Annotated in this window: 23 protein-coding genes; 10 read left to right on the plus strand and 13 right to left on the minus strand. The window is 60.3% G+C overall.

All coding sequences use genetic code 11. The annotated features are described in order from the left end of the window. Window positions 1-126: 126 nt before the first annotated feature. The 5 genes from KDW95_RS11535 to rpe form a co-directional block, all read right to left on the minus strand. Entirely contained in the window at window positions 127-1,062 is a 936-nt protein-coding gene (locus tag KDW95_RS11535; RefSeq protein ID WP_255856409.1) for an electron transfer flavoprotein subunit alpha/FixB family protein, read from the minus strand. Continuing rightward, the gene (locus KDW95_RS11540) at window positions 1,062-1,811 is read right to left on the minus strand and encodes an electron transfer flavoprotein subunit beta/FixA family protein (protein WP_255856410.1); all 750 of its coding nucleotides are present in this window, start codon (window positions 1,809-1,811) and stop codon (window positions 1,062-1,064) included. Before KDW95_RS11540 ends, KDW95_RS11535 begins: the two co-directional genes overlap by 1 nt. A gap of 357 nt (window positions 1,812-2,168) precedes the next feature. Then, window positions 2,169-3,650, minus strand: a complete 1,482-nt coding sequence (gene trpE, locus KDW95_RS11545; protein ID WP_255856411.1) for an anthranilate synthase component I — start codon at window positions 3,648-3,650, stop codon at window positions 2,169-2,171. A gap of 215 nt (window positions 3,651-3,865) precedes the next feature. After that, window positions 3,866-4,546, minus strand: a complete 681-nt coding sequence (locus KDW95_RS11550) for a phosphoglycolate phosphatase (protein WP_255856412.1) — start codon at window positions 4,544-4,546, stop codon at window positions 3,866-3,868. Next, window positions 4,546-5,217: a ribulose-phosphate 3-epimerase gene (gene rpe, locus KDW95_RS11555; RefSeq protein WP_255856413.1), complete on the minus strand. Its 672-nt coding sequence runs from the start codon at window positions 5,215-5,217 to the stop codon at window positions 4,546-4,548. Before rpe ends, KDW95_RS11550 begins: the two co-directional genes overlap by 1 nt. Window positions 5,218-5,309: 92 nt before the next feature. Here rpe and KDW95_RS11560 point away from each other — a divergent pair, with 92 nt between their 5' ends. Then, a complete protein-coding gene (locus KDW95_RS11560) occupies window positions 5,310-6,338 on the plus strand; it encodes a DUF3530 family protein (protein ID WP_255856414.1) in 1,029 nt (342 codons plus the stop codon). 5 nt (window positions 6,339-6,343) lie between these two features. Here KDW95_RS11560 and djlA read toward each other — a convergent pair whose 3' ends face one another. The 3 genes from djlA to KDW95_RS11575 are packed head-to-tail and all read right to left on the minus strand — an operon-like array spanning window position 6,344 to window position 8,911. Next, window positions 6,344-7,183 carry a co-chaperone DjlA gene (djlA, locus tag KDW95_RS11565; protein WP_255856415.1) on the minus strand — a complete coding sequence of 280 codons (840 nt, stop codon included), beginning with the start codon at window positions 7,181-7,183 and terminating at the stop codon, window positions 6,344-6,346. Beyond that, window positions 7,173-7,856 carry an N-acetylmuramate alpha-1-phosphate uridylyltransferase MurU gene (gene murU / locus KDW95_RS11570; RefSeq protein ID WP_255856416.1) on the minus strand — a complete coding sequence of 228 codons (684 nt, stop codon included), beginning with the start codon at window positions 7,854-7,856 and terminating at the stop codon, window positions 7,173-7,175. Before murU ends, djlA begins: the two co-directional genes overlap by 11 nt. Next, entirely contained in the window at window positions 7,853-8,911 is a 1,059-nt protein-coding gene (locus tag KDW95_RS11575; protein ID WP_255856417.1) for an aminoglycoside phosphotransferase family protein, read from the minus strand. Before KDW95_RS11575 ends, murU begins: the two co-directional genes overlap by 4 nt. A gap of 161 nt (window positions 8,912-9,072) precedes the next feature. On the opposite strand from KDW95_RS11575, the gene KDW95_RS11580 reads away from it, so the two are divergent. From KDW95_RS11580 to KDW95_RS11615, 8 genes are read left to right on the plus strand one after another with little or no spacing between them, the layout of a single operon-like run. Further along, on the plus strand, window positions 9,073-11,718 hold the full coding sequence (locus KDW95_RS11580; RefSeq protein WP_255856418.1) for an LPS-assembly protein LptD: 2,646 nt from the start codon (window positions 9,073-9,075) through the stop codon (window positions 11,716-11,718). Further along, a complete protein-coding gene (locus KDW95_RS11585) occupies window positions 11,705-13,003 on the plus strand; it encodes a peptidylprolyl isomerase (protein ID WP_255856419.1) in 1,299 nt (432 codons plus the stop codon). Before KDW95_RS11580 ends, KDW95_RS11585 begins: the two co-directional genes overlap by 14 nt. An 11-nt stretch (window positions 13,004-13,014) precedes the next feature. Beyond that, window positions 13,015-14,034: a 4-hydroxythreonine-4-phosphate dehydrogenase PdxA gene (pdxA, locus tag KDW95_RS11590; RefSeq protein ID WP_255856420.1), complete on the plus strand. Its 1,020-nt coding sequence runs from the start codon at window positions 13,015-13,017 to the stop codon at window positions 14,032-14,034. Continuing rightward, a complete protein-coding gene (rsmA, locus tag KDW95_RS11595) occupies window positions 14,031-14,855 on the plus strand; it encodes a 16S rRNA (adenine(1518)-N(6)/adenine(1519)-N(6))-dimethyltransferase RsmA (RefSeq protein ID WP_255856421.1) in 825 nt (274 codons plus the stop codon). Before pdxA ends, rsmA begins: the two co-directional genes overlap by 4 nt. Continuing rightward, the gene (apaG, locus tag KDW95_RS11600; protein ID WP_255856422.1) at window positions 14,842-15,228 is read left to right on the plus strand and encodes a Co2+/Mg2+ efflux protein ApaG; all 387 of its coding nucleotides are present in this window, start codon (window positions 14,842-14,844) and stop codon (window positions 15,226-15,228) included. Before rsmA ends, apaG begins: the two co-directional genes overlap by 14 nt. A 10-nt stretch (window positions 15,229-15,238) precedes the next feature. Next, window positions 15,239-16,096, plus strand: a complete 858-nt coding sequence (locus KDW95_RS11605) for a symmetrical bis(5'-nucleosyl)-tetraphosphatase (RefSeq protein ID WP_255856423.1) — start codon at window positions 15,239-15,241, stop codon at window positions 16,094-16,096. Then, window positions 16,089-16,406 (plus strand): thiosulfate sulfurtransferase GlpE, encoded by a 318-nt coding sequence (gene glpE / locus KDW95_RS11610; RefSeq protein WP_255856424.1) that lies wholly within the window; start codon window positions 16,089-16,091, stop codon window positions 16,404-16,406. Before KDW95_RS11605 ends, glpE begins: the two co-directional genes overlap by 8 nt. Continuing rightward, window positions 16,406-17,572 (plus strand): hypothetical protein, encoded by a 1,167-nt coding sequence (locus KDW95_RS11615; protein WP_255856425.1) that lies wholly within the window; start codon window positions 16,406-16,408, stop codon window positions 17,570-17,572. The genes glpE and KDW95_RS11615 overlap by 1 nt, the downstream gene beginning before the upstream one ends. 21 nt (window positions 17,573-17,593) lie before the next feature. Here KDW95_RS11615 and folK read toward each other — a convergent pair whose 3' ends face one another. The 5 genes from folK to KDW95_RS11640 all read right to left on the minus strand — a co-directional run bounded on the left by folK (window position 17,594) and on the right by KDW95_RS11640 (window position 20,311). Further along, complete coding sequence (folK, locus tag KDW95_RS11620; protein ID WP_255856426.1) at window positions 17,594-18,106, minus strand: 2-amino-4-hydroxy-6-hydroxymethyldihydropteridine diphosphokinase; 513 nt, start codon at window positions 18,104-18,106, stop codon at window positions 17,594-17,596. Continuing rightward, window positions 18,106-18,462: a dihydroneopterin aldolase gene (gene folB / locus KDW95_RS11625; protein WP_255856427.1), complete on the minus strand. Its 357-nt coding sequence runs from the start codon at window positions 18,460-18,462 to the stop codon at window positions 18,106-18,108. Before folB ends, folK begins: the two co-directional genes overlap by 1 nt. Window positions 18,463-18,499: 37 nt before the next feature. Then, complete coding sequence (locus tag KDW95_RS11630) at window positions 18,500-19,507, minus strand: phage integrase (protein WP_255856428.1); 1,008 nt, start codon at window positions 19,505-19,507, stop codon at window positions 18,500-18,502. 1 nt (window position 19,508) lies between these two features. Beyond that, a complete protein-coding gene (locus tag KDW95_RS11635; protein WP_255856429.1) occupies window positions 19,509-19,733 on the minus strand; it encodes a hypothetical protein in 225 nt (74 codons plus the stop codon). A gap of 71 nt (window positions 19,734-19,804) precedes the next feature. Next, window positions 19,805-20,311, minus strand: a complete 507-nt coding sequence (locus KDW95_RS11640; RefSeq protein ID WP_255856430.1) for a hypothetical protein — start codon at window positions 20,309-20,311, stop codon at window positions 19,805-19,807. Between the two features lie 751 nt (window positions 20,312-21,062). Between KDW95_RS11640 and KDW95_RS11645 the strand changes: the two genes are divergently transcribed. Then, window positions 21,063-21,953 (plus strand): DUF2806 domain-containing protein, encoded by an 891-nt coding sequence (locus KDW95_RS11645; protein ID WP_255856431.1) that lies wholly within the window; start codon window positions 21,063-21,065, stop codon window positions 21,951-21,953. Window positions 21,954-22,377: the final 424 nt, after the last annotated feature.

The raw sequence follows: 22,377 nt of genomic DNA on the forward strand, positions 1-22,377 counted from the left end.
AGCAGGGGCGGCGTTTGAGGCCCACCCCTGAAGGCACCAAGTTGAAGCATCGCTAAAACACGGAAGCGCAAATGCCATTACAGACAGGCCACGAGGTCGCACTCGAGAGCGCGACCGGGAAAGCCTTTACAGGCCCGCTTCGAGCTCCGGCACGGCCTCGAACAGGTCGGCCACGAGGCCGTAATCCGCGACCTGGAAGATCGGCGCTTCCTCGTCCTTGTTGATCGCCACGATCACCTTGGAATCCTTCATGCCGGCCAGGTGCTGGATGGCACCGGAAATGCCGACGGCGATGTACAGCTCAGGCGCCACGATCTTGCCGGTCTGGCCGACCTGCATGTCGTTGGGCACAAAGCCCGCATCCACCGCCGCACGGGACGCGCCCACGGCAGCACCGAGCTTGTCGGCCACCTTTTCCAGCAGGGCGAAATTCTCGCCATTACCCATGCCGCGGCCACCGGAGATGATGACGCGGGCGGACGTCAGCTCGGGGCGATCCGACTTGGCCACTTCTTCGCCGACAAAGCGCGACAGCCCGATATCCTGTACCGTCGCGACGGCTTCAATGCTGGCGGAACCGCCTTCAGCCGCCACCGGATCAAAGGCCGTGCCACGCACGGTGATGACCTTGATGGCATCCAGCGACTTCACCGTGGCGATGGCGTTGCCGGCGTAGATCGGGCGCTTGAAGGTATCGGCGGATTCCACCGAAACGATGTCGGACAACTGGCCCACATCCAGCAGGGCCGCGACGCGGGGCAACAGGTTCTTGCCGGTGGTGGTGGCCGGCGCCAGCACATAGCCAAAGCCCGAGGTCTTGACGAGCTCGGCGATCAGCGGCGCGACATTTTCGGCCAGCTGGTGCCCGTAGGCGGCATTGTCAGCCAGCAAGACCTTGCTGACACCGGCCACGGCCGCGGCCTGATCCGCCACGGCCTGGCAACCTTCGCCCGCCACCAGCACTGCCACCTCGGCGCCAATGGCCGCCGCGGCGGCGACGGTGTTGAGGGTCGCCGGTTTCAGGGTGCTGTTATCGTGTTCCGCAATAATCAGGGTCGCCATCAGATCACCTTCGCTTCGTTTTTCAGTTTTTCCACCAGCTCGGCCACCGAGCCCACCTTGATACCGCCCTGGCGCTCGGCCGGCGGTTCGACGCTCAGCAGTTCGGTGTGGGCGCGCAGCTCCACCCCTAGATCCGCCGGGGTTTTAACATCCAGCGGCTTTTTCTTGGCTTTCATGATGTTGGGCAAGGACGCGTAACGCGGCTCGTTCAGGCGCAGATCGGTAGTGACGATCGCCGGCAGTTTCAAACCCAGGGTCTGCAGACCGCCATCGACCTCGCGCGTTACCAGGGCTTCGTCGCCCTCGATCTTCACTTCTGAAGCAAAGGTACCCTGGGACAGGCCGGTGAGCGCGGCCAGCATCTGGCCGGTCTGGTTATTGTCCGAATCGATTGCCTGCTTGCCGAGAATCACCAGGCCCGGCTGCTCGTCCGCCACCACCCTGGCCAGCAGCTTGGCGACCGAGAGGGACTCGGGGCTGTTTTCGGTTTCGATATGGATGCCGCGATCGGCACCGAGCGCCAGCGCCGTGCGAATCTGTTCCTGCACGGCTTTGGGGCCGATGGAGACGACGATCACCTCGGTCGCCACACCGGCTTCCTTCAGCCGCACTGCCTCTTCCACTGCGATCTCGCAGAAGGGGTTAAGCGCCATCTTGACGTTGGCCAGATCTACATCGCTGCGATCCGCCTTGACGCGCACCTTGACGTTGTAGTCCAGGACTCGCTTGACCGTTACCAGTACTTTCATGCTGTTCTGCCTTTTCGCATTGCTGTCCAGGCCCGCTGGCAGCGGGCCGCATCGATAACATGAACCGGTGTCCATTCAGCCCAGCGATAGAACCGAAGAGGACACCCGTTCGCCCAACGGGCAGGCCAGCCAGCAAGATATATGCGCTAAGCGCCACCGGCCGGCACTTCAATGTCATGCAGTGTCTCGCGTCACACCCTAACGAACAATAACAAATGGAGCCTATTAATTGACATTCGGGGCCAAGCACAGGAATCCCCTGCGGCCACCCGCCCCCGCAGCAGCTAAATGATAGCCAAAAAAAACCGGAGCACTGGGCTCCGGTTCGTTTCGTGCAGCTGACACTGCCGAGGGGCTTTAGAGATTATCGAGGCCCTGCTCCACCATGGCGACGGCGCGGAAAATGGCCCGCCCCTTGTTCATGGTTTCATCCCATTCATTCTGGGGTACGGAATCGGCCACGATGCCGGCACCGGCCTGGATATGCAGCGTCTTATCCTTGATCACCGCGGTGCGAATCGCGATGGCCGTATCCATGTTGCCGTTCCAGGACAGGTACCCCACCGCACCGCCATAGACGCCGCGTTTCACCGGCTCCAGTTCGTCAATGATCTCCATCGCCCGCACCTTGGGCGCACCACTGAGGGTGCCCGCCGGGTGCGCCGCGCGCAGCACGTCCATGGCACTGACGTCATCGCGCAGTCGGCCATTGACGTTGGAGACGATATGCATGACGTGGGAGTAACGCTCCACCACCATTTTCTCGGTCAGCTGTACCTCCCCCACCCTGGCCACGCGACCGACATCGTTGCGCCCCAGGTCGATCAGCATCAGGTGCTCGGCAAGCTCCTTGGGGTCGGACAGCAGGTCCTGTTCCAGCGCGCGATCCTCGGCTTCGGTGGCGCCGCGCGGGCGGGTGCCGGCGATGGGCCGCACCGTGGCGATGCCATCTTCGACCCGGGCCAGGATTTCCGGCGACGAGCCCACCACATGGAAGTCATCCAAGTGCAGCAGGTACATGTAGGGCGACGGGTTCAGGCAGCGCAGTGCACGGTACAGATCCAGCGGCCGGCTCTCGAACGGAATCGACATGCGCTGGGAAATCACCGTCTGCATCATGTCACCGGACAGGATGTATTCCTTGATGCGTGCCACCGCCTGCTTGAAGGCATCTTCACCAAAGCTGGACTTGAACGCCTCCTCGTCGACATGGCGCACGGGGGTAGCCTGCGGCGCCCTGGGCGTGGCTGTGCGCAGCCTGGCCACCAGCTCATCGAGCCGGGCTTCGGCCTGTGCCAGCGCATCCGGCTGCGCCGGGTCGGCGTGGCAGATCAGAATCAGCTTGCCGCTGAGGTTATCGAACACCACCAGCTCATCGGACACCATCAGCAGGATATCGGGCGTGCCGATCACGTCGGGCGGCGCTGTCGCGGCCAGGCGCTTTTCGATATAGCGCACGGTGTCGTAGCCAAAGTAGCCCACCAGGCCGCCATTGAAGCGCGGCAGGTGTGGCAGGTCCGGCACCCGGTAACGGGCCTGGAACTGCTCGACGAAATCCAGCGGGTCCTCCACTGTCATCTGCTCGACGATGGCACCGTCGGTGCTGATGCTGACCTCGTGACCGCACACTTTCAGCAGCGTGCGGCACGGCAGGCCGATGATGGAATAGCGCCCCCATTTTTCACCGCCCTCGACGGACTCGAACAGGTAGCTATAGGGCGCATCGGCCAGCTTCATGTAGGTGGAAAGCGGGGTATCGAGATCCGCCAGTACGGTGCGCATCACCGGGATGCGGTTGTAATGCTGCGCGGCCAGATCGGAAAACTGTTCAGGCGTCATGTTCCTGCCTCAAAAAAGTGGGGGGTAAAAAAGTGTCGAGCGAAAGTTAACGACGCCATCGCCAACGAGACTCCAGCTGCAGTACGCCGAGTCGAAAGCCCATTTGATGAGGTACAAGGAATAGATTCACGGCCGAAAGTTGTCAGTCAAATCAGAATGTTGGAACCATACGATATAGCAAGCCCGCAGGCCGGCGCAACCGCCGCCAAAATGACTCACAGCAGCGCATCCAGCCGCGCCACGATCAGGTCGGGCGCACTAGCCTCGATGGGCTCGCCATGATTGTAGCCATAGGGCACCGCCGCCACCTGGCACCCGGCCGCCCGGGCGGCACGGATATCATTGCTCGAATCCCCCACCATCAGGGTGGTGGCAGGCGTGGCACCGCACTGCTCGATGGCGCTGAGCAGCATGGCGGGATCCGGCTTGCAGGTCGGCAGGCTGTCGCCGCCGATCACGACCTGGAAGTAACCATCGATACCCAGCCCCTGCAGCATCTCGGTGGTAAAGCACATCGGCTTGTTGGTCGCGATGCCAAGCAAAACACCCCGTGCCGCGAGCCCGTCCAGGCATTCACGCGCACCGGGATAGAGGGTACTCAGCGCCGCGGTGGACTCGCCATAGAACTGCAGGAAAAGCGCATAGGCCTGCTCGAACCGACCCGGTGCGAAGGTCGCCGCCGACACATCCAGCTCCCCGTGCAGGGCGCGGCGCACCAGGGTCGGCGCACCGTTACCCACCCAGTCCCGCACCCGCGCAACGCCCGCAGGCGCAAGCCCGAGTGCCGCCAGCATGCGGTCGATGGCCACCGCCAGGTCCGGCACGCTGTCCACCAGGGTGCCGTCCAGATCGAACAGCACCAATGCAGGGTCATTGCCGTCGAACAGGCGACGCATCAGGACACCCTGGCCAGCTCGGCACGCATGGCATCGATGGTGGCGCGGTAGTCGTCGGTGTTGAAGATGGCGGAGCCCGCCACAAAGGTATCGGCGCCAGCGGCGGCGATCTCGGCGATATTGCCGATACCCACGCCACCGTCGACTTCGAGGCGAATATCCAGGCCACTGGCGTCAATGCGCTCACGCACCAGGCGCAGCTTGTCGAGGGTCGAGGGAATGAATTTCTGCCCGCCAAAGCCCGGGTTGACGGACATCAGCAGGATCATGTCCAGCCGATCCATCACGTGGTCCAGGCAGTGCAGTGGCGTCGCCGGGTTCAGCACCAGGCCCGCCTTGCAGCCGCCATCGCGGATCATCTGCAACGAGCGGTCGATATGCTCCGAGGCTTCGGGGTGAAAGGTAATAAAGCTGGCACCGGCGTCGATGAATTCACCGATCATGCGATCCACCGGCTTGACCATCAGATGGACATCGATGGGCGCCTCGATACCGTGCTTGCGCAGCGCCTTGCACACCATCGGGCCTATGGTCAGGTTGGGCACATAGTGATTGTCCATGACATCGAAATGCACAATGTCGGCACCCGCCGCGAGTACATTTTCAACCTCGTCACCCAGGCGGGCAAAGTCGGCGGACAGAATGGACGGGGCTAGTTTGTAATCGGCCATGGTCAGACTCTTTGTGTGTGAATTTTTGAATCGGCGCTATTGTAACCAAGCCAGGCCTTGCCTGCGACCGGGCAGTTCTGAATAATCCGGACATGAAGCCAAAAATGAAGCCCATCGTCTGCGCCCTCAGCCTGAGCCTGCTGCTACCCGCCACCCAGGCCCGGGCCGCCGCATCCGCCGCCCAAAGCAGTACCGAGCCCCCGACTGTCCTGCGTGTGCGGGCAGAGCCTGCGCCGCAGCAACAGGGCATGCTCGACCTGGCACGCGCCCTGGCCCAGGCACCGGAAACCGAAGCCAATTGGCTGGAAACCAATAGCGACCGCTCACTGACGCTCTACCAGCCGGCCATCCAGGCGGAACCCACCGGAGCCATCATCCTGCTGCCCGATGAGCACAGCCACCCGGACTGGCCAGAGGACCTGCACCCGCTGCGCCTGGGCCTGGCACGCCACGGCTGGGACACCCTGGCCATCGCGCTGCCGCGCAGCCAGCCCGACCCGTTACCCCCGCGAACGCGGCCTGCGGCCGGCACCAGTGCGCCCGACAGTGCGGCCGCATCCGGTGCACAGCCCTCGGGCGAAGCCAGTGCCGCGCTATCGACTCCAGTCGACGCAACACCGCAGGACACCGAAATTGCGCCAATGGAACTCTACGCAGAGCGTGTAATAAGGCTTTGCGAGGCCGCCATCCGGCATCTGCAGTCACGCCAGCGCGATTACGTCATTTTTCTGGGTACAGGCACCGGCGCCACCTGGGCCGCGCGCTGCGCCCGGGAATTCCAGCAAAGCCACCTGCTGGGCCTGGCGCTGCTGAACGCCCGCCAGCCCGGCGCAACGGCTGCACCGCAGCTGACCCAGCTCCTGACGGAACTGAAGCTGCCGGTGGTGGATATCTATCAGGCGAGCGAGGGGGCGACAGAGCAGGCGCGCCTGCGAAACAACAGCGCGCGCCGTGCAGTACTGCAGAGTTACCATCAGCGTCCTCTGCCGGCGCAGCTACCCGCCGATAACGGCGCCCTGCTGCTGCGTGAGGTACGCGGGCGCATCCAGCGCTACCTGATGCCCATGCCGATTATCAGGCAGGATCCGGATACCCCGGCCGAGCAGCCGCCGGGGCGCTGACAGCCTCAGGCCGCCTTGCGCGTATTCTTGACGCGATCATAGGCGGCCTGGATTTCCTGCGTCTTCTCCTTGGCCAGCTGCATCATTTCCGCAGGCAGCCCCTTGGCCACCAGCTTGTCAGGATGATGCTGGCTCATCAGTCGACGGTAGGCCTTTTTCACCTCGGAGTCGGAGGCGGACTCCTCCACACCCAGTACACCGTAAGCATCCTTGAGCAGCTGCGGTTCGGCATAGCCCTGCTGATGGCCACTGAAACTGTGCTCACCGTAAGCCTGCTGCGCCTGCATGCGCGCAATCAGCGCCGCCACCTCGCGCTCGGTCATCATCAGCAACTGACACACCTGGCGCACAACGGCCAGTTCCGCCGGGCTGATGCTGCCATCGGACATGGCCGCCTGCAGCTGAATCTCGACAAACATCAGCTTGAGCGGCACGTTGTAGCGAATCATCGCCGACAAGGGCCGCAGCACGTCCGCGATATCGAAGTTCTCGTGCTTGCCGTCATTGAACAGGCCAATCGCCTCTTCACGCCGGTTCTGGTCCAGGTTCATGCGCGCCATGACGTCGCGCGCATACTGGATTTCGTTTTCGGTGACACGGCCGTCGGCCTTGGCAATCTTGCCCATTACCGAAAAGGTGGCGCGAAAAAAGGCTTCGCGCGGATTAAAACGCCGCAGGCTGCCCTTGAGCCAGCGATCCAGCATAAAACCGATACCGGCGCCAAACACCAGTCCGAACAGGCCACCACTGAACAGGCCGATCAGGCCCCCTACGACCAGGCCGGTGCGGTGCCGTCGCACACTGTCACCGAGCCCTGCCCCGAATTGCTCCGGATTAATTGCCATCTGGCTGCGTCTCCCTCAAATCCCTGTCTAGCTGTTGCAGTCGTTCAACGGTGCCAACATCGACCCAGCAACCGTCATGAAATTCGCCACTCACCCGCCCCTGGACGATCGCCCGGCGCAGCAGCGGTGCCAGCGCGAAGGCCCCCGCCGTACAGCCCTCATAGAGCGCGGCGCTCTGCACACTGACCCCGCTAAAGGTATAGCGTTCCGCGCCCTCCTCCCTGATACGCCCGTCACTGAGCACAAAATCACCCGCGCGATGATGCTCAGGGTTGGCCACCAGCACCAGGTGGGCGTCGGCGTCGAGCCTGCGGGGCAGGCGCGCGAACGGATAGTCCGTGAAAACATCGCCGTTTACCACCACAAAGGGAGCCCCCGCCGGGGAAAGCCAGTCCAGTGCGCGAAATATGCCCCCGCCGGTTTCCAGCGGCTCGCCTTCGGCGGAGTAGCAGATGCGCGCACCATAGCGGCTGCCGTCACCCAGGTAGGCTTCGATCTGCGCGCCCAGCCAGGCATGATTGATCAGAATTTCCTCGAATCCCGCCGCAACCAGCGCCTCGAGATGATATTCGATCAGCGCCCTGTCCCCGACGCGCAGCAACGGCTTGGGGGTGTTCAGTGTCAGCGGACGCATCCGCATACCCAGCCCCGCCGCCAGTATCATGGCTCTCATCGCTGCAGCCACCGCCGCAGCGCATCACCCTCAAACTGACCGGACGCCTGCATGGCCGGTATCAGGCGCTTGCGCAGCCACTGGGCCAGATCATCGAACTCGGGGTAGGCGTCGGCCACCTGCTGGACGTAGCCCAGGGTACGCGGAACATCGACCAGGTAGTTCGGCTTGCCGTCACGCAGTTTCAGGCGGGAGAAGATGCCTACTGCCTTGAGGTGACGCTGCATGCCCATCAGGTCAAACCAGCTGCGGAACAGCTGATCGTCGTACACTTCCAGCAACCCTTCCCGCTCCAGTACCTGGCCGAAACGCGCCATCCATTCGTACACCTTGCCCTGGGGCCAGTCGATGTAGCAGTCGCGCAGCAAGGACACCAGGTCGTAAGTCACGGGACCGATCACCGCACCCTGGAAATCGATCACGCCGGGGGTGGTTTCCCGACTGACCATCAGGTTGCGCGAATGAAAGTCCCGGTGAACGCACACCTGGGGCTGCGCCACGGCGGAATCCGCCAGGGTCGAGAACAGCTCATCCAGCATGGTCGCTTCACTCTCATCCAGCTCCAGCCCGAGCAACTGCTCGACAAACCACTCCCGAAACAGCCCCATCTCGAAGGTGAGCATGCTGGCGTCATAGTGTGGCAGGGTCTCGCCGCGCCCCAGGGTCTTGCACTGCTGTATGTGGGTCAGCGACACCAGTGCCTTGGCGTACAGCACCTCGGCGTTGTGCGCGTCCAGCACATCCAGGTAAAGCGTATCGCCAAGGTCCGACTGCAGCATGAAGCCGTGGGTCAGGTCACAGGCGTGAATGCGCGGTACATGAATATTCAGCGGTGCCCAGGCCCGTGCGATCGCCACAAACAGGCGCGAGTCCTCGGTCGCCGGTGGCGCATCCACCGCTATCCAGGTCAGATTATGGCTGTGAACCCTGAAATAGCGCCGAAAACTGGCATCGCCGCTTACCGGCGTCAGTTGCCAGTCAGACGCCAGATCCACCCCCAGTTGCTCAAAAGCCCGCTCCACCCACGCTGTCAATTCAACCTGACGCTGATCCATACTGGGAATCCTCTAGCACTGTCTCTTGCGAATGATTTATCATTCCATGTTTGGATTTAGGCTGGCACCCATTTTGAGGGTGTCACAGAGCCTCCTATGGTACCGGTGTTTGGCAAGAAACAGGAACCCGTGCTCACAGGCTTGCAACTGGATGTGACTGAATGCCTTTCTTAAGACGCTCTGCTTATAAACTCTCGCTGGCGATTTCATCCGCCTTGTTTGCACAGGTGGCCGCCGCCCAGGCGCCAGAGGCTTCGGGCTGGGACTGCACCCAGACGGCTCAGGGCCAGTGGGAATGCGGCGCCGGCGCTGCTGACACCTCTGTGCCGACTGCAACTCCCGTGCCGGCCGCTGCCCCCACGGCCAGCCGTGCGGCGACGACGCCCGAGGCTCCACCTGTCGCTGAGGCACCGCCTGCCGCGGAGACCGCTCCGGTAACGGCTGCGCCGAATGCCGGCACGCCGCCAGCACAAGCCCCCCAGCCTCCGGCGGAACCTGTTGTCGAGCCGCCCCAGCCATCAGCCGTTGCCGCACCCGCCACGGCAACGGCGGCAGACGCGGCAATCGCCCGCGCCCAACGGCAAACCGACAACCCCTACGCCCACCTCGACTGGTACCCCTATGCGCCGGGCGAACACACCGGCCTCTGTCGCGGACGCTATATCGAACCGGCCATGGACGTGGCCGATGGCGATACGCCCTTCAACCTGCAGCGCGTACTGATCGCCGCGGCCAGCTCCCAGAGTGAACTCGGTGGCCTGACCCAGCTTGAAGGCGGCGTACAGGTCAATCAGGGCGGGCGGCAGCTGAGCAGCGCCTACGCCGAGTATGACCAGTTCACCCAGCTGGTGCGCCTTGAGGGCGACGTGCGCTACCGGGAACGCGGCATGCTGCTGGTCAGCGATGCCGCCCAGACCAACCTCAACAACCTGGAAACCATTTTCTCCCAGTCCGAGTATGTCCTGCACCCGCAGCATATCCGTGGCAACGCCGAGCGTATTCTGCGCCTGGAAGATGGCCGCATTCGCATTGAGGACGGTTCCTACACCCAGTGTGAACCGGGTAACACCAGCTGGCAGCTCGCCGCCGACAGCATCGTGCTGAACCCCAATACCGGCTTTGGCGAAGCCCGCGGTGCCATGCTGGAAATTCTTGACGTGCCGGTGCTGTACCTGCCGTACTTCTACTTCCCGATCGACGATCGCCGCGTATCCGGTTTTCTGTATCCGGCCATCAGTTATTCCAGCAGCGAAGGCATCGACATCGCCGCGCCCTACTATTTCAACCTGGCGCCCAATGTCGACGACACCTTCACGCCACGCCTGCTGAGCGAACGCGGGCTGATCCTGGAAAACGAATTCCGCTACATGAACCGCTGGTCCCAGACCGCCCTGAGCAACGCCGTCCTGATCGACGACGACAAGACCGGTGAAGACCGCTGGCTGCTGGGGGTCGATCACGAAGGGACACCCTGGACCGGCTGGCAGAGCTACATCGACTACACCGCGGTCAGCGATGTCGACTATTTCGACGACCTGGACCCGACCAACCTGGATATCAGCTACGCCAGCCACCTCAACAAGCTCGGCGAGCTGCGCTACGATGCCCGGGACTGGAGTTTTATTGCCCGCACCCACGCCTACCAGTCCCTCAGCAGCAGCGAGAAGTCGCCCTACCGTCGCTTGCCGCAGTTTCTGTTCGACGGCCGGGTACCGGACCTGGCCGGCGGCCTCGAGGCTGATTACCAGGCCGAGTACGTGCGTTTTGATCGCGACAGCAGCGATCCACTGCTCAGCCTGGCGGACAAGGTGCAGGGGGATCGCGTGCACCTGAGCCCCGGCATCAGCCGTCCGCTGGAGCGCAGCTGGGGTTACGTCAAGCCGGAACTGAAGCTCTGGAGCACCCAGTACCAGCTTGACGACCAGCTGGCCGGGCTAGACCAGAACCCCAGCATCAACACCCTGATCGCCAGCGTCGATTCCGGCCTGACCTTCGAGCGCCAGGCCAACTTCGAGAACCGCAGCTATACCCAGACGCTGGAACCGCGCCTGTTCTACCTCTATGTGCCCGAGGAAGACCAGACCGACATCCCGGCGTTCGATACCGCCGAGCTGGATTTCCGTTACGACAGCCTGTTCCGGACCAACCGCTTCAGCGGCCGGGACCGCATCGGTGACGCCAACCAGCTCAGCCTGGGGCTGGCCAGCAAGTTCTACGACGACAGCGGCCGCGAGCGCTTTGCCATGGCACTCGGCCAGGCGTACTACTTCGATGACCGCACCGTGCAGCTCGACAGCACCACCCCTGCGGACACCGAAAGCGTTTCCAACTTCGCCGCCAAGGTCGACTGGAGCCTGACGCAGGACCTGCGCCTGAGCCACGACAGCGAGCTGGACAAGGACAGCCTGGACGCCGTGGCGCAGAACTACCGCCTGACCTTCTCGCCCAGCGACGACCGCCTGGTCTATGCCAGCTACCGCGATCACGAGACCGAACGCCAGCAGGCCGACTTCGGCCTGCGCTGGCCCCTCAACGAGCAGTGGAACCTGCTGGCCCGCTGGCGCGAAGACCTGATGGAAGGCGAAACCCTTGACGCCCTGCTGGGCGTGGAATACAAGGACTGCTGCTGGAAGGTGCGCCTGGGCGTACGCGACTGGGTACGTGACAACGACGGCACCCGCACCTCGGACCAGGCGGTGATGCTGCAGTTCGTACTGCGTGGCCTGGGCTCTGTCGGCGACGACGATACCACCCTGTTTATCAGAGAAATTACCGGATTTAACGAGGATAAGGATGAAGAGTTTTAAGCAATCCCTGCGCCGCTGCGTGCTGCCGCTGCTGTCCGTGACACTGCTCAGCGCCAGCGCCCAGGCCGAAGTGGTACTGCTCGACCGCATCGTTGCCATCGTTAACGACGACGTGATCATGCAGAGCGAGCTGGAAAACCGTACCGCGGTCATTCGTGCCCAGCTGAGCGCCAGCCAGACCCGCCTGCCGTCCGAGGACATCCTCAACCGCCAGGTGCTTGATCGCCTGATCATCGACAGCATTCAGCTGCAGATCGCCGAGCAGCAGGGCCTGAAAATTTCCGACCGCCAGCTCAACGACACCCTGGAACAGGTGGCCAGCCGCAACGGCATGACCCTGGCGCAGTTTCGTGAAGCCCTGATTGCCGAAGGCCAGGACTACAACTCGGCGCGCGAGCAGATCCGCGACGAGCTGCTGCTGACCCAGGTCCAACAAAGCAGCGTCAATCGCCGTATCCGCGTGTCGGAGCAGGAAGTAGAGAACTTCCTCGCCTCCGAAGAGGGTAAGAGCGCCATCAGCCCCGACTACCTGCTCAGCAACATCCTGATCGCCATCCCCGAGCAGGCTACGCCCGACATGCTGAGCCAGGCCGAACGCAAGGCGCTGGATATCTTCCAGCAGCTGCGCCAGGGTGCCGACTTCGCCGAAACCGCCGTCGCCAACTCCAATGCCCAGAACGCCCTCAATGGCGGCGACCTCGGCTGGCGCAAGGCCTCGGAACTGCCCGAAGTGATCGCCACCATCGCCAGCACCCTGGCACCGGGCGATTTCAGCAAGCCGGTCAAGACCTCATCGGGCTACATCATCGTGCAGCTGCGCGACAAGCGTGGTGGCCAGTCTTCCCTGGTCGAACAAACCCTGGTCAGCCATATCCTGCTCAAGCCCACCGAGATCCGCAGCGAAGCCCAGACCCGCAGCCGTATCGAGGAACTTTCGGTACGCCTGCGCAACGGTGAGCCCTTCGACCAGCTGGCCCGCCAGTACAGCGATGATACCGCCAGCGGCTCGCTCGGCGGTGACCTGAGCTGGACCCAGGATGGCCAGATGGTGCCCGAGTTCGAACAGGTGATGAAAAACACCGCCACCGGCCAGGTCAGCGACGCCTTCGAGTCCCGCTTCGGCTGGCACATTCTCTGGGTACGGGATCGTCGAACCCAGGACATGGGCGATGAAATGCGTGAAAACCGTGCCCGTTTCAGCATCCGTCAGCGCAAGTTCAACGAAGAACTGACCACCTGGCTGCGGGAAATTCGCGCCCAGGCCTATGTCGAGCTGAAAATCTGAGGACGCCATCCGTGAAATCCCAGACACAGCCGCTGCGACGCCTGGCGATCACGCCGGGCGAGCCTGCGGGCATAGGCCCGGACCTGTGCATCCAGATCGCGCAACAGGGCCACCCCCATGAGCTGGTCGCCGTGTGTGACCCGGAGCTTCTGCGCCAGCGGGCCGAACAGCTGCACCTGCCGCTGAGCATCGAGCTGCTCGACCCGGCCGCAGCCCCGGGGCCAAGCCTGGCCCGCACGCTCAAGGTACTGCCCGTGCCGCTGGCCGCCACGGCCAGGGCCGGCCAGCTCGACACCCGCAATGCCGCCTACGTGCTGCAGACCCTGGAAATAGCCACCCGCGGCTGCCAGCAAGGCCTGTTCGATGCGCTGATCACGGCCCCGGTACACAAGGGTGTGATCAACGATGCCGGCGTGCCTTTCAGCGGTCACACCGAACTGCTGGAACAGCTCACCGGCAGCGACAAGGTCGTGATGATGCTGGCCACCGAGGGGCTGCGCGTCGCCCTGGCCACGACCCACCTGCCGCTGCGCGCTGTGGCCGATGCCATTACCGCGCCGCTGCTGGAACAGGTACTGCAGGTACTGCACGGCGAACTGGTGCACTCCTTCGGCATTGCCGACCCCCGTATCCTCGTGGCCGGCCTTAATCCCCACGCCGGTGAAGGCGGCCACCTGGGACACGAAGAAATCGACACCATCGAACCTGTGCTGCAACGCCTGCGGCAGCAGGGCATGCGCCTGAGCGGCCCGCTGCCGGCCGACACCCTGTTCAACGAGAAATACCTGAGCCAGGCCGACGCCGTGCTGGCGATGTACCACGACCAGGGGCTGCCCGTGCTCAAGTACAAGGGTTTCGGCAATGCCGTCAACATTACCCTGGGGATGCCAATCATCCGCACCTCCGTTGATCATGGTACCGCCCTGGACCTGGCTGGCACCGGCAGTGCCGACTGCGGCAGCCTCAAGGCCGCCATCGACTGCGCCGCACTCATGGCCAGCCACCGCCATCTACCCCCTGAGGATTCATGAGCAAAAAACCCGTCGGTCACAAGGCCCGCAAACGATTTGGCCAGAACTTCCTGCACGATCAGGGCATCATCCGCCAGATCATCCGCTCGATCTCCCCACGGGAAGATCAGCACATGGTGGAAATCGGCCCGGGCCTTGGCGCCCTGACCGAAGAACTGCTGGCCGAAGCCAAGGCGCTGGACGCCATTGAGCTGGATCGCGACCTGATCCCCATTTTGCGCACCAAGTTTTTCAACTACGAAGAGCGCTTTCGCATCTTCGAAACCGATGCCCTCAAGTTCGATTTTAACGAGCTGTGCACCGATGGCCGCCCCCTGCGCGTGGTGGGCAACCTGCCCTACAACATATCCACGCCGCTGATCTTTCACCTGCTGAGCCAGTCCGGGCTGATTCAGGACATGCACTTCATGCTGCAAAAGGAAGTGGTCGATCGCCTGGCCGCGGAACCCGGCACCAGCGACTACGGTCGCCTGGGTATCATGACCCAGTACTTCTGCAAGGTGGAGCCGCTGTTCGTGGTGCCACCGGGGGCCTTCAACCCCGCGCCCAAGGTGGATTCGGCCATCGTGCGCCTTACGCCATACAAGGAACTGCCGCACCCGGCCATCAGCGAGCGCATGCTGCAGGACGTGCTTCGCACCGCCTTCAGCATGCGCCGCAAGACCCTGCGCAACAACCTGCGTACCCTGCTGGATGCCGACGCCCTGACGGCCCTTGAAATCGACCCGGGCCTGCGTCCGGAGCGGCTTACGCTGGCAGAATTTGTTAGAATCAGCGACTACCTCAGCAGCAACACATCGGAACATCATGGAACCGAGTAAATTGGGTGATAACGTCCAGATCGACGTCAAGACAAACTACCTCAGCGAGCAATCGGATCCCGACAGCAAGCGCTTTGTCTTTTCCTACAACATCACCATCACCAATCACGGCGCGCACAGCATTCAGTTGCTGAGCCGCCGCTGGCTGATTACCGACGGTAACGAACATGTGCAAGAAGTGGCCGGTGAAGGCGTTGTCGGCGAGCAGCCGCTGATCGAACCCGGTGCCAGCTACAGCTACACCAGCGGCACGGTGCTGGCGACCCACGTCGGCAGCATGCAGGGGCACTACCACATGCGCAGCAATGACGGCCACGAGTTCGACGCCCCCATTGTTCCCTTTACCCTCGCGCAGCCCAACGCGCTGCACTGAGTCGCACGCCGTGGCCACCTACGCAATCGGCGACATCCAGGGCTGCTTCGATCAGCTGCAGAGCCTGCTCGAATGCGTAGGCTTTGGCGACAGCGACCAGCTCTGGCTGGCCGGCGACCTGGTCAACCGTGGCCCCAAATCCCTGGAAACGCTGCGCTTTGTGCGCAGCCTGGGGAGCCGCGCCCGGGTGGTACTGGGCAACCACGACCTGCACCTGCTGGCCATTCACTACGGCATTACCCAGCCCAGGCGCAGTGACACCCTGGGACCGATCCTCGAGGCACCTGATCGCGACGAACTGATGCAGTGGCTGATGCAGCAGCCACTGCTGGTGCACGATGCACAGCTCGATTACGTGATGGTGCATGCGGGCATCCCCCCGGACTGGTCACTCAAGCAAGCCAGAAACCGCGCCCGGGAAGTGGAAACCGTACTGCAAGGCCCCGATGCCAAAACCTTTTTCCAGCACATGTACGGCAATACGCCGGATCGCTGGAGCAAGGAGCTGGAGGGCTGGGATCGCCTGCGCGTCATCACCAATTACCTGACCCGCATGCGCTTTTGCGATGACCGGGGTCGGCTCGATTTTGCCGCCAAGGGTGGCCTCGAGACCCAGCCCAGCGGCTTTCTGCCCTGGTACAGCCATCCGCGCCGGGCAAGCGAGGCGCGCATTATCTTCGGCCACTGGGCCGCGCTCGAAGGCGGCCTGCAGCACCCCAAGCTGTTCTCGCTGGACACCGGCTGCGTCTGGGGCAACCGCCTCACCGCCATGCGGCTTGAAGATCAGCGCTATTACGCCTGCGATTGCAGCGCTAACCGCAGGCCCAAATCCGGCACTGCCAAGACAAAGGTACTCTCCAATGGATGAATTCAAATGCATCTCGGGACAGGAAGCCCTGGCCCTGATCGAACAGGGCGCCACCGTCGCCGATATCCGCGATCCGGACAGCTTTGCCCAGAACCACATCACCAACGCGGTACACCTCAATAACGAGAATTTGCAGGACTTCATCCGTGACAGCGACATGGACAAGCCGCTGATCGTCTGCTGCTACCACGGTTTCAGCAGCCAGAATGCCGCCGGCCAGCTGGCCCACGTGGGGTTCGACGCGGTTTACAGTCTCAATGGCGGCTTTGAGGCCTGGCAGGCGGAACATCCGGACAAGTGCAGCCGCTGATGCAAATCTACCTGGTGGGCGGCGCCGTGCGCGACCGGTTGCTCGGCCACCCGGTCTATGATCGCGACTGGGTGGTTGTCGGCGCCAGCGCCGAACAGATGATCGCCCAGGGTTACAAGCCCGTTGGCGCCGACTTTCCGGTGTTTATCCATCCCGACAGCGGCGAGGAATACGCCCTGGCCCGTACCGAGCGCAAGTCCGGCCACGGCTATGGCGGCTTTGTGTATCACGCCAGCCCCGATGTCACCCTGGAGCAGGACCTGCTGCGCCGCGACCTCAGCATCAACGCCATGGCCGAGGCCGCCGACGGCAGCCTGACCGACCCCTATGGCGGTCAGCAGGATCTCGAGAACCGGATCCTGCGCCACGTGTCTCCCGCCTTTGCCGAAGACCCGCTGCGCGTGCTGCGCGTGGCCCGATTTGCCGCCCGCTATGCCTGTCGCGGCTTTCGGGTCGCCGACGAAACCCTGGCACTGATGCGAGAGTTATCCACAGGTGGCGAGCTGGGTTATCTGAGCGCGGAACGCATCTGGCAGGAATTTGACCGGGCCCTGGGCGAGCCCAGCCCCGGTGTCTTTATCGATGTTCTGCAGGACTGTGGCGCCCTGGCAGTGCTGTTCGACGAGTTCTCAGCGCTGCAGCAGAGCCCTGAATGGCCTGCACTGGCCGCGGGCCTGCCGGCACTGCAGCACAACTGCGAGCGTTTTGCGGTGCTGTGTTGCGCCGCACTGCAGCACAGCCATCAGCACGATACGCAGGCAGCCCCGGCAACACAGGACGCCCCGCTGCGCGAGCAGATCGAAGCCCTCTGCCTGCGACTGAAAACACCGCGACTTTACCGGGACCAGGCGCTACTGGTGTGCAGCCAGCAGGCCAGCCTGTTTCGGCTGGCAGCAGCAGACGGCGATACCCGCCTGGGCGTTGCCAGCGGTCTTGACCTGTTGCGCCGCCCCGAGCGCATACCGAGCCTCGCGCGCTGCTTCGACAGCCTGGCGACCTGGCTCGATTTCGACGTCCCGCCCGCACTGCATACGCTGCAGGCACTGCAAGGCGCTCTCACCGCAACGACACCAGCGCAACTGATGCAGCAGGGTTTCAAGGGGAAAGCCCTGGGGGAGGAGCTCAAACGGCGCCAGCGCGAAGCCTGCGCCCGGCTCACACTGTAAGCCCAGGCCGCAGGTGCGCTGTCAGGCTTTGGAGAACGCACGCCCCTGCCAGCTGAAATCCACCGCCCAGAGGCGCTGCTTCTGCTTGTCGTAGCCTTGCCAGAGTGCGGCATAGGACACACCAGTCTCCGGGTGCAGAACATCCGGCGCAATTTGTGCCAGCGGCTGCAGCACAAAGGCATTGAACAGGATTTCCGCCCGGGGCAGCTCGACACCATCGATGCGACCACAGCTGTCGTCGTAGGTCAGGATATCGATATCCAGGGTACGGCCACTGAACTTGGGCCCCTGGCGACAGCGCCCGTTGCGATCTTCAATCGCCTTGAGCTGGCGCGACAACTCCCCCACCGGCAACGCGGTTTCGAACCCCGCCACCAGGTTGTAGAAGTGATCACCGGCAAAGCCGACCGCTTCGCTCTCGAACACCGACGACAACATCAGCTCGCCGAACGACTGTGCCAGCCCGTCCAGCCCGGCAGTAATATTGCGTTCACGCTCGATATTGCTGCCGATACTGACATAGACCCGTGCCATCAGAAGGCTTCCCCGCGCTCGATCAGTACGCCGACATCCCGCGCTCCGCGTATCGCTCCGGGCTTGCCCAGACGCAGCCGCAGCCAGCGCACGCCAAATTCCAGCATCACCAGCTGGGCGATTTCTTCGGCCATGGTTTCGACCAGCAGGAACTCGCTACCTTCAATAAAGGTAATCAGCCGCTTGGACACCGCCTTGTAGTTCAGCGTGTTCTCGATATCCTCGGTGGCCGCGGCCTCACGAATATCCGTACCCATCTCCAGATCAAGACTTACCGCCTGGCGCACTTCGCGTTCCCAGTCGTAAATCCCGATCACGGTCTGCACCTGCAGCTCGCGTATGTAAACTATATCCACTTAAGTACCATTAACCTTTTGATATAACAGCAAATAATCACTGAGCTTTAGTGCCGCTTTCCCGATTCTTTCCCAATGAAACAGGATTGAGACGGGTTGCCTCTTCCAGGTGATCCGGGGCAAGGTGTGCGTAACGCATCGTCATCTGAATACTGCTATGACCGAGTATGCGTTGCAGAGTGAGTATGTTACCACCTGCCATCACAAAGTGGCTCGCGAATGTGTGACGCAGGATATGGGTAGAGATCCCTTTGGGCAAGTCCAGGAGGCTGTTCAGCAGCGCCCTGGCAGAGGTTTCGCAGTGCCGAAAGGGAGGTGCGCCGCTATTCGACAGAATCAGGTCGTATAGCTCCTGGTTAATGGGTACCGCTCGGGTTTTCTTGCTCTTTGTCTGCGTGAATATCAGCCGGTTGGGGTGGATACGCTCGCGGGTCAGTCCCTGGGCTTCGCTCCATCGGGCGCCGGTCTCCAGGCATACGCGAATCAGAGTCGCTACGTCCCGGTGCGGATGGTTGGGCAGATAGCCCAGCAGCGTCTTAATCTGCTCATGGCTCAAAAAGGGCCTGTCGCTCTCATGGGTACGTATGTTCTCGATAAGCTGCATCGGATTCGGGTAGTCGATGTGCCCGCGCTTGCTGAGCCAGTTGAAGAGCCCTTTCAATGCCTGCAAGTTCTGATTGATGGTCGTAACAGCGGTTTGCTTCATCCGCTGGCTGCGCCACTGGCTGATGGCCATAGGGGTAAGCTGCCGGGCAACCGGATCGCCAAGGTCTTCGCAGATGCTTTTCAGGATACGGGCATACTTCCAGCCACTACTGATCGTTGGGCTGTGCTCTGTCTCCCAAATCTCGATAAGTGTACTCAGCCGCCTGCTATCAATGGCCTTCGGGTTCCAGGGTTTGTTTTCTATAGCCCTGGCGATAACGTGTGCTTCAAAGCGGGTCGCTTCGGCCTTGGTCCGAAAGCGGCGAATAACCCGCTTCCCAGCGTGGCCGTCTGGCCGAATATCAACCTTCCAGTTGTTCCCTTCTTTGCTGATCGTCATGTCAGCGCTCCAGGCGTGATACAAGTTCTTGCATGCAGTCAGTACTTGCAGTCAGTTCGCCACTCAACACTCTCAGCACGTTCGCTACAGTTGCGGCGTCGTTTGCTTCATACGCCATGTCGGCCAGGCTTTCGATTGCGCTCTCTATAGATCTGAGCCGCTGATACTCACTTTGAATTTCTTCTAGCAATTTCGGGTCGCGGCTGGGAAAATTGACGATAGGCATTTCAGTAGCTCCAATACTGGTTTGCTTAGCCCTGCGGGTGGTTGCAGCCACTTTCGCAGGGCGCGATAGCTCTAACGCTTTTTGCGCCTGTTGCGTTTTGCTCTGTTCTTGCTGGTTTTGTCAGCGTGTGGCTGATTACTTTTCTCTGGTGGCGATGTTATTTGCGCTGCCAGTGACCTATTGTTAGTCATGGCTGCGGCAAGACTTGGTGCTTCGAGTTCTATCACCCTTCCGGTGTTTTCCCTGTCGTCTACACAATCTTCGTCGTACTTCGCGTAGAACTGATATTCGGTTTCAATGAGTCTTTCGAGCGTTTCGGTTTGAGTCATTCCGAACTGCTCAGAAAGATACTTGAGTTTTGCCAGGTATGCCCTGCTGATCTGCACCGTTCCGACACTGGGCTTGGTCTCACGATTAGCAGTTTTTCGGATTGCATCTTTGAGCTTCTTCGCCTGCGAAGCTGATAGGTTTTCAGCTATCCATTTTGATAGCTCTACCTCATCATTCTCGGGGCACGGCCACCCCTCAGTCAGGTGCTTTTTGCTGAGGTACTTAAAGGCCAGTTCACTGTGTTTCATACTTTCAGCCCTTTGCTTGCGCCTGGTCGTGGCCTGTTCTGTGGGCAGCTTGCGCGGCCTGGTAGCAAATGTGAGCGCCCCGGTTTTGTGATGGTGGCTGTTTTACCATCACAAAACGGCGCAAGTGGTGCAGCGGTGAAAGGTACTGCGTGACGCGGGGATGATGATGGTCGCTGCTTTCGCTTTTCCGGGTGCGCTCTCCAAGCCGGCTTGCCGCGGGCGGTGTGTGCAGGCAGCTGCGCGTCCCGGACACACCGCCCGCGGCAGACGGCCCATGTAGCACGTCTCAAATAAATACATCGAATTTCAGAAATAGCATCCATAGAACTCACGCAAGATCATTTCAAGCCTCGTATCACATCGTGACGTTGTCACATATCTAGAAATATAGACTCGCTTAACCGATCTGTAAAGAGTGACGTTGTCACAGGAACCAGCATCAACTTACATGCAAATTTGTGACATTGTCACACAAGTATCGCTCGGTACTGAAATACAATAATTGGAGATTGAACTTAGCCCTGATGCTCGACAATCTGTCTTCAATCTACGCCCGCAACAACATCGGCGCCCGCCAGGCATGGAAGTGCCTCGAAAAATTCTCATGTGGGCCGATCTCATCAACTATTTCAAACAGCGCGAAGTAAGCTAAGATGAATTTCTCAATATTATTGAGCTAGAATCAAGAAAGCGGCTACTACAGAGTAGAATCGGCGCATAGGGTTTAAACTTTACTTAGCAGGGACTGCAGATGTTAGATGTCAACTTAAATGTGGATATAAATACTTCTGGAATATCTGATGTAGGAATTAAACTTATTGAAAGTATAACACGAGCGTGTTCCATTCTGTACGAACCAAAACATGCAGTAAGAATGGCCGAATCAGAGGCAAAAATAGCAATAATTAAGGAGCAGAGTAAAATAGAAATATCTGACATCAAACTAAGAGGCCTAGAAAGACTCTTAAGATCAGAAGAGAGAAAACAAAGAAACATTGAAAAAACAATAAGATTAGCGGCTGTTAATATTCCTATAAATGCTAAAGTAAATGATTTAGACGAGGATTGGACCTACCACCTATTTAACCATTGTGAGTTAGTATCAGATGAACTAATGCAGTCACTCTGGGCGAATATTCTTATTGGGGAAGCAACTAATCCCGGCTCCTTTTCTAAGAGAACAATCAATCAAGTTGCATCTATGGATAAAAGAGATGCGGAGCTCTTCACTAGCGTATGTCAATTTGCATGGGTTATAGACGATGAACCAACTTTATTAGTTCTAGATGATTATGACCCTATATACTCCGAGAAAGGAATTAGCCCATCCACGTTAAACCACCTTAGTTCAATAGGCTTAATTCAATTCAAACAATCAGCACAATACTATCTAGACATTTCAAAAAATACAGTTACCGCAAATTACTTTGAACACAAGTTTACATTCGATTCAAAAAATCATAAACCTATTATCTTACACCCTGGAATAGCTATTTTTACTGAGGTAGGAAAACAGCTATTTAAAGTATGCGGAGCTCAATTTAACAATGAATTTATTAAATACTCTATTGAGTTACTAGCACGGAAGAACAATTCATTTCACATATCAAAAATCAGCACGGAGGACGATACCCAATCCTAATGCATACTTAGTTCAATGTACGTATCTTTCGTTGAGAGATACGCTCACTTTAGCAAGTGATTTCCCAATTCTTTCCCACTAGCCAATGCCATATGCTGTCGCCACTAAAGACAAGCTTCCGCAAGTTACTGTTATTACAGACTATATAGTGAGATAGAGCTATACCTAAACCCCATCAAGGCTATAAACTATATCCACGTAGAACCTAATAAATAACTGATTTATATATGTTTTCAGAGACAGAACCCAGGCAGACCAAAAGGGCCGCCACGGAGCTCTGATTTCAGGGCTGATATAGTATCACTGACCGCTGCCCATTGGCGCGCGGGCGCGCGATATCCCCTGCCCGGCTAGTCCCGGATTCCTGCCCACATTCCATCTGACGTTCAGCAAGCCATTGATTTAAAACATGATCCGGCCTGTT

Source organism: Marinobacterium rhizophilum, assembly GCF_024397915.1.
Lineage (GTDB): Bacteria > Pseudomonadota > Gammaproteobacteria > Pseudomonadales > Balneatricaceae > Marinobacterium_A > Marinobacterium_A rhizophilum_A.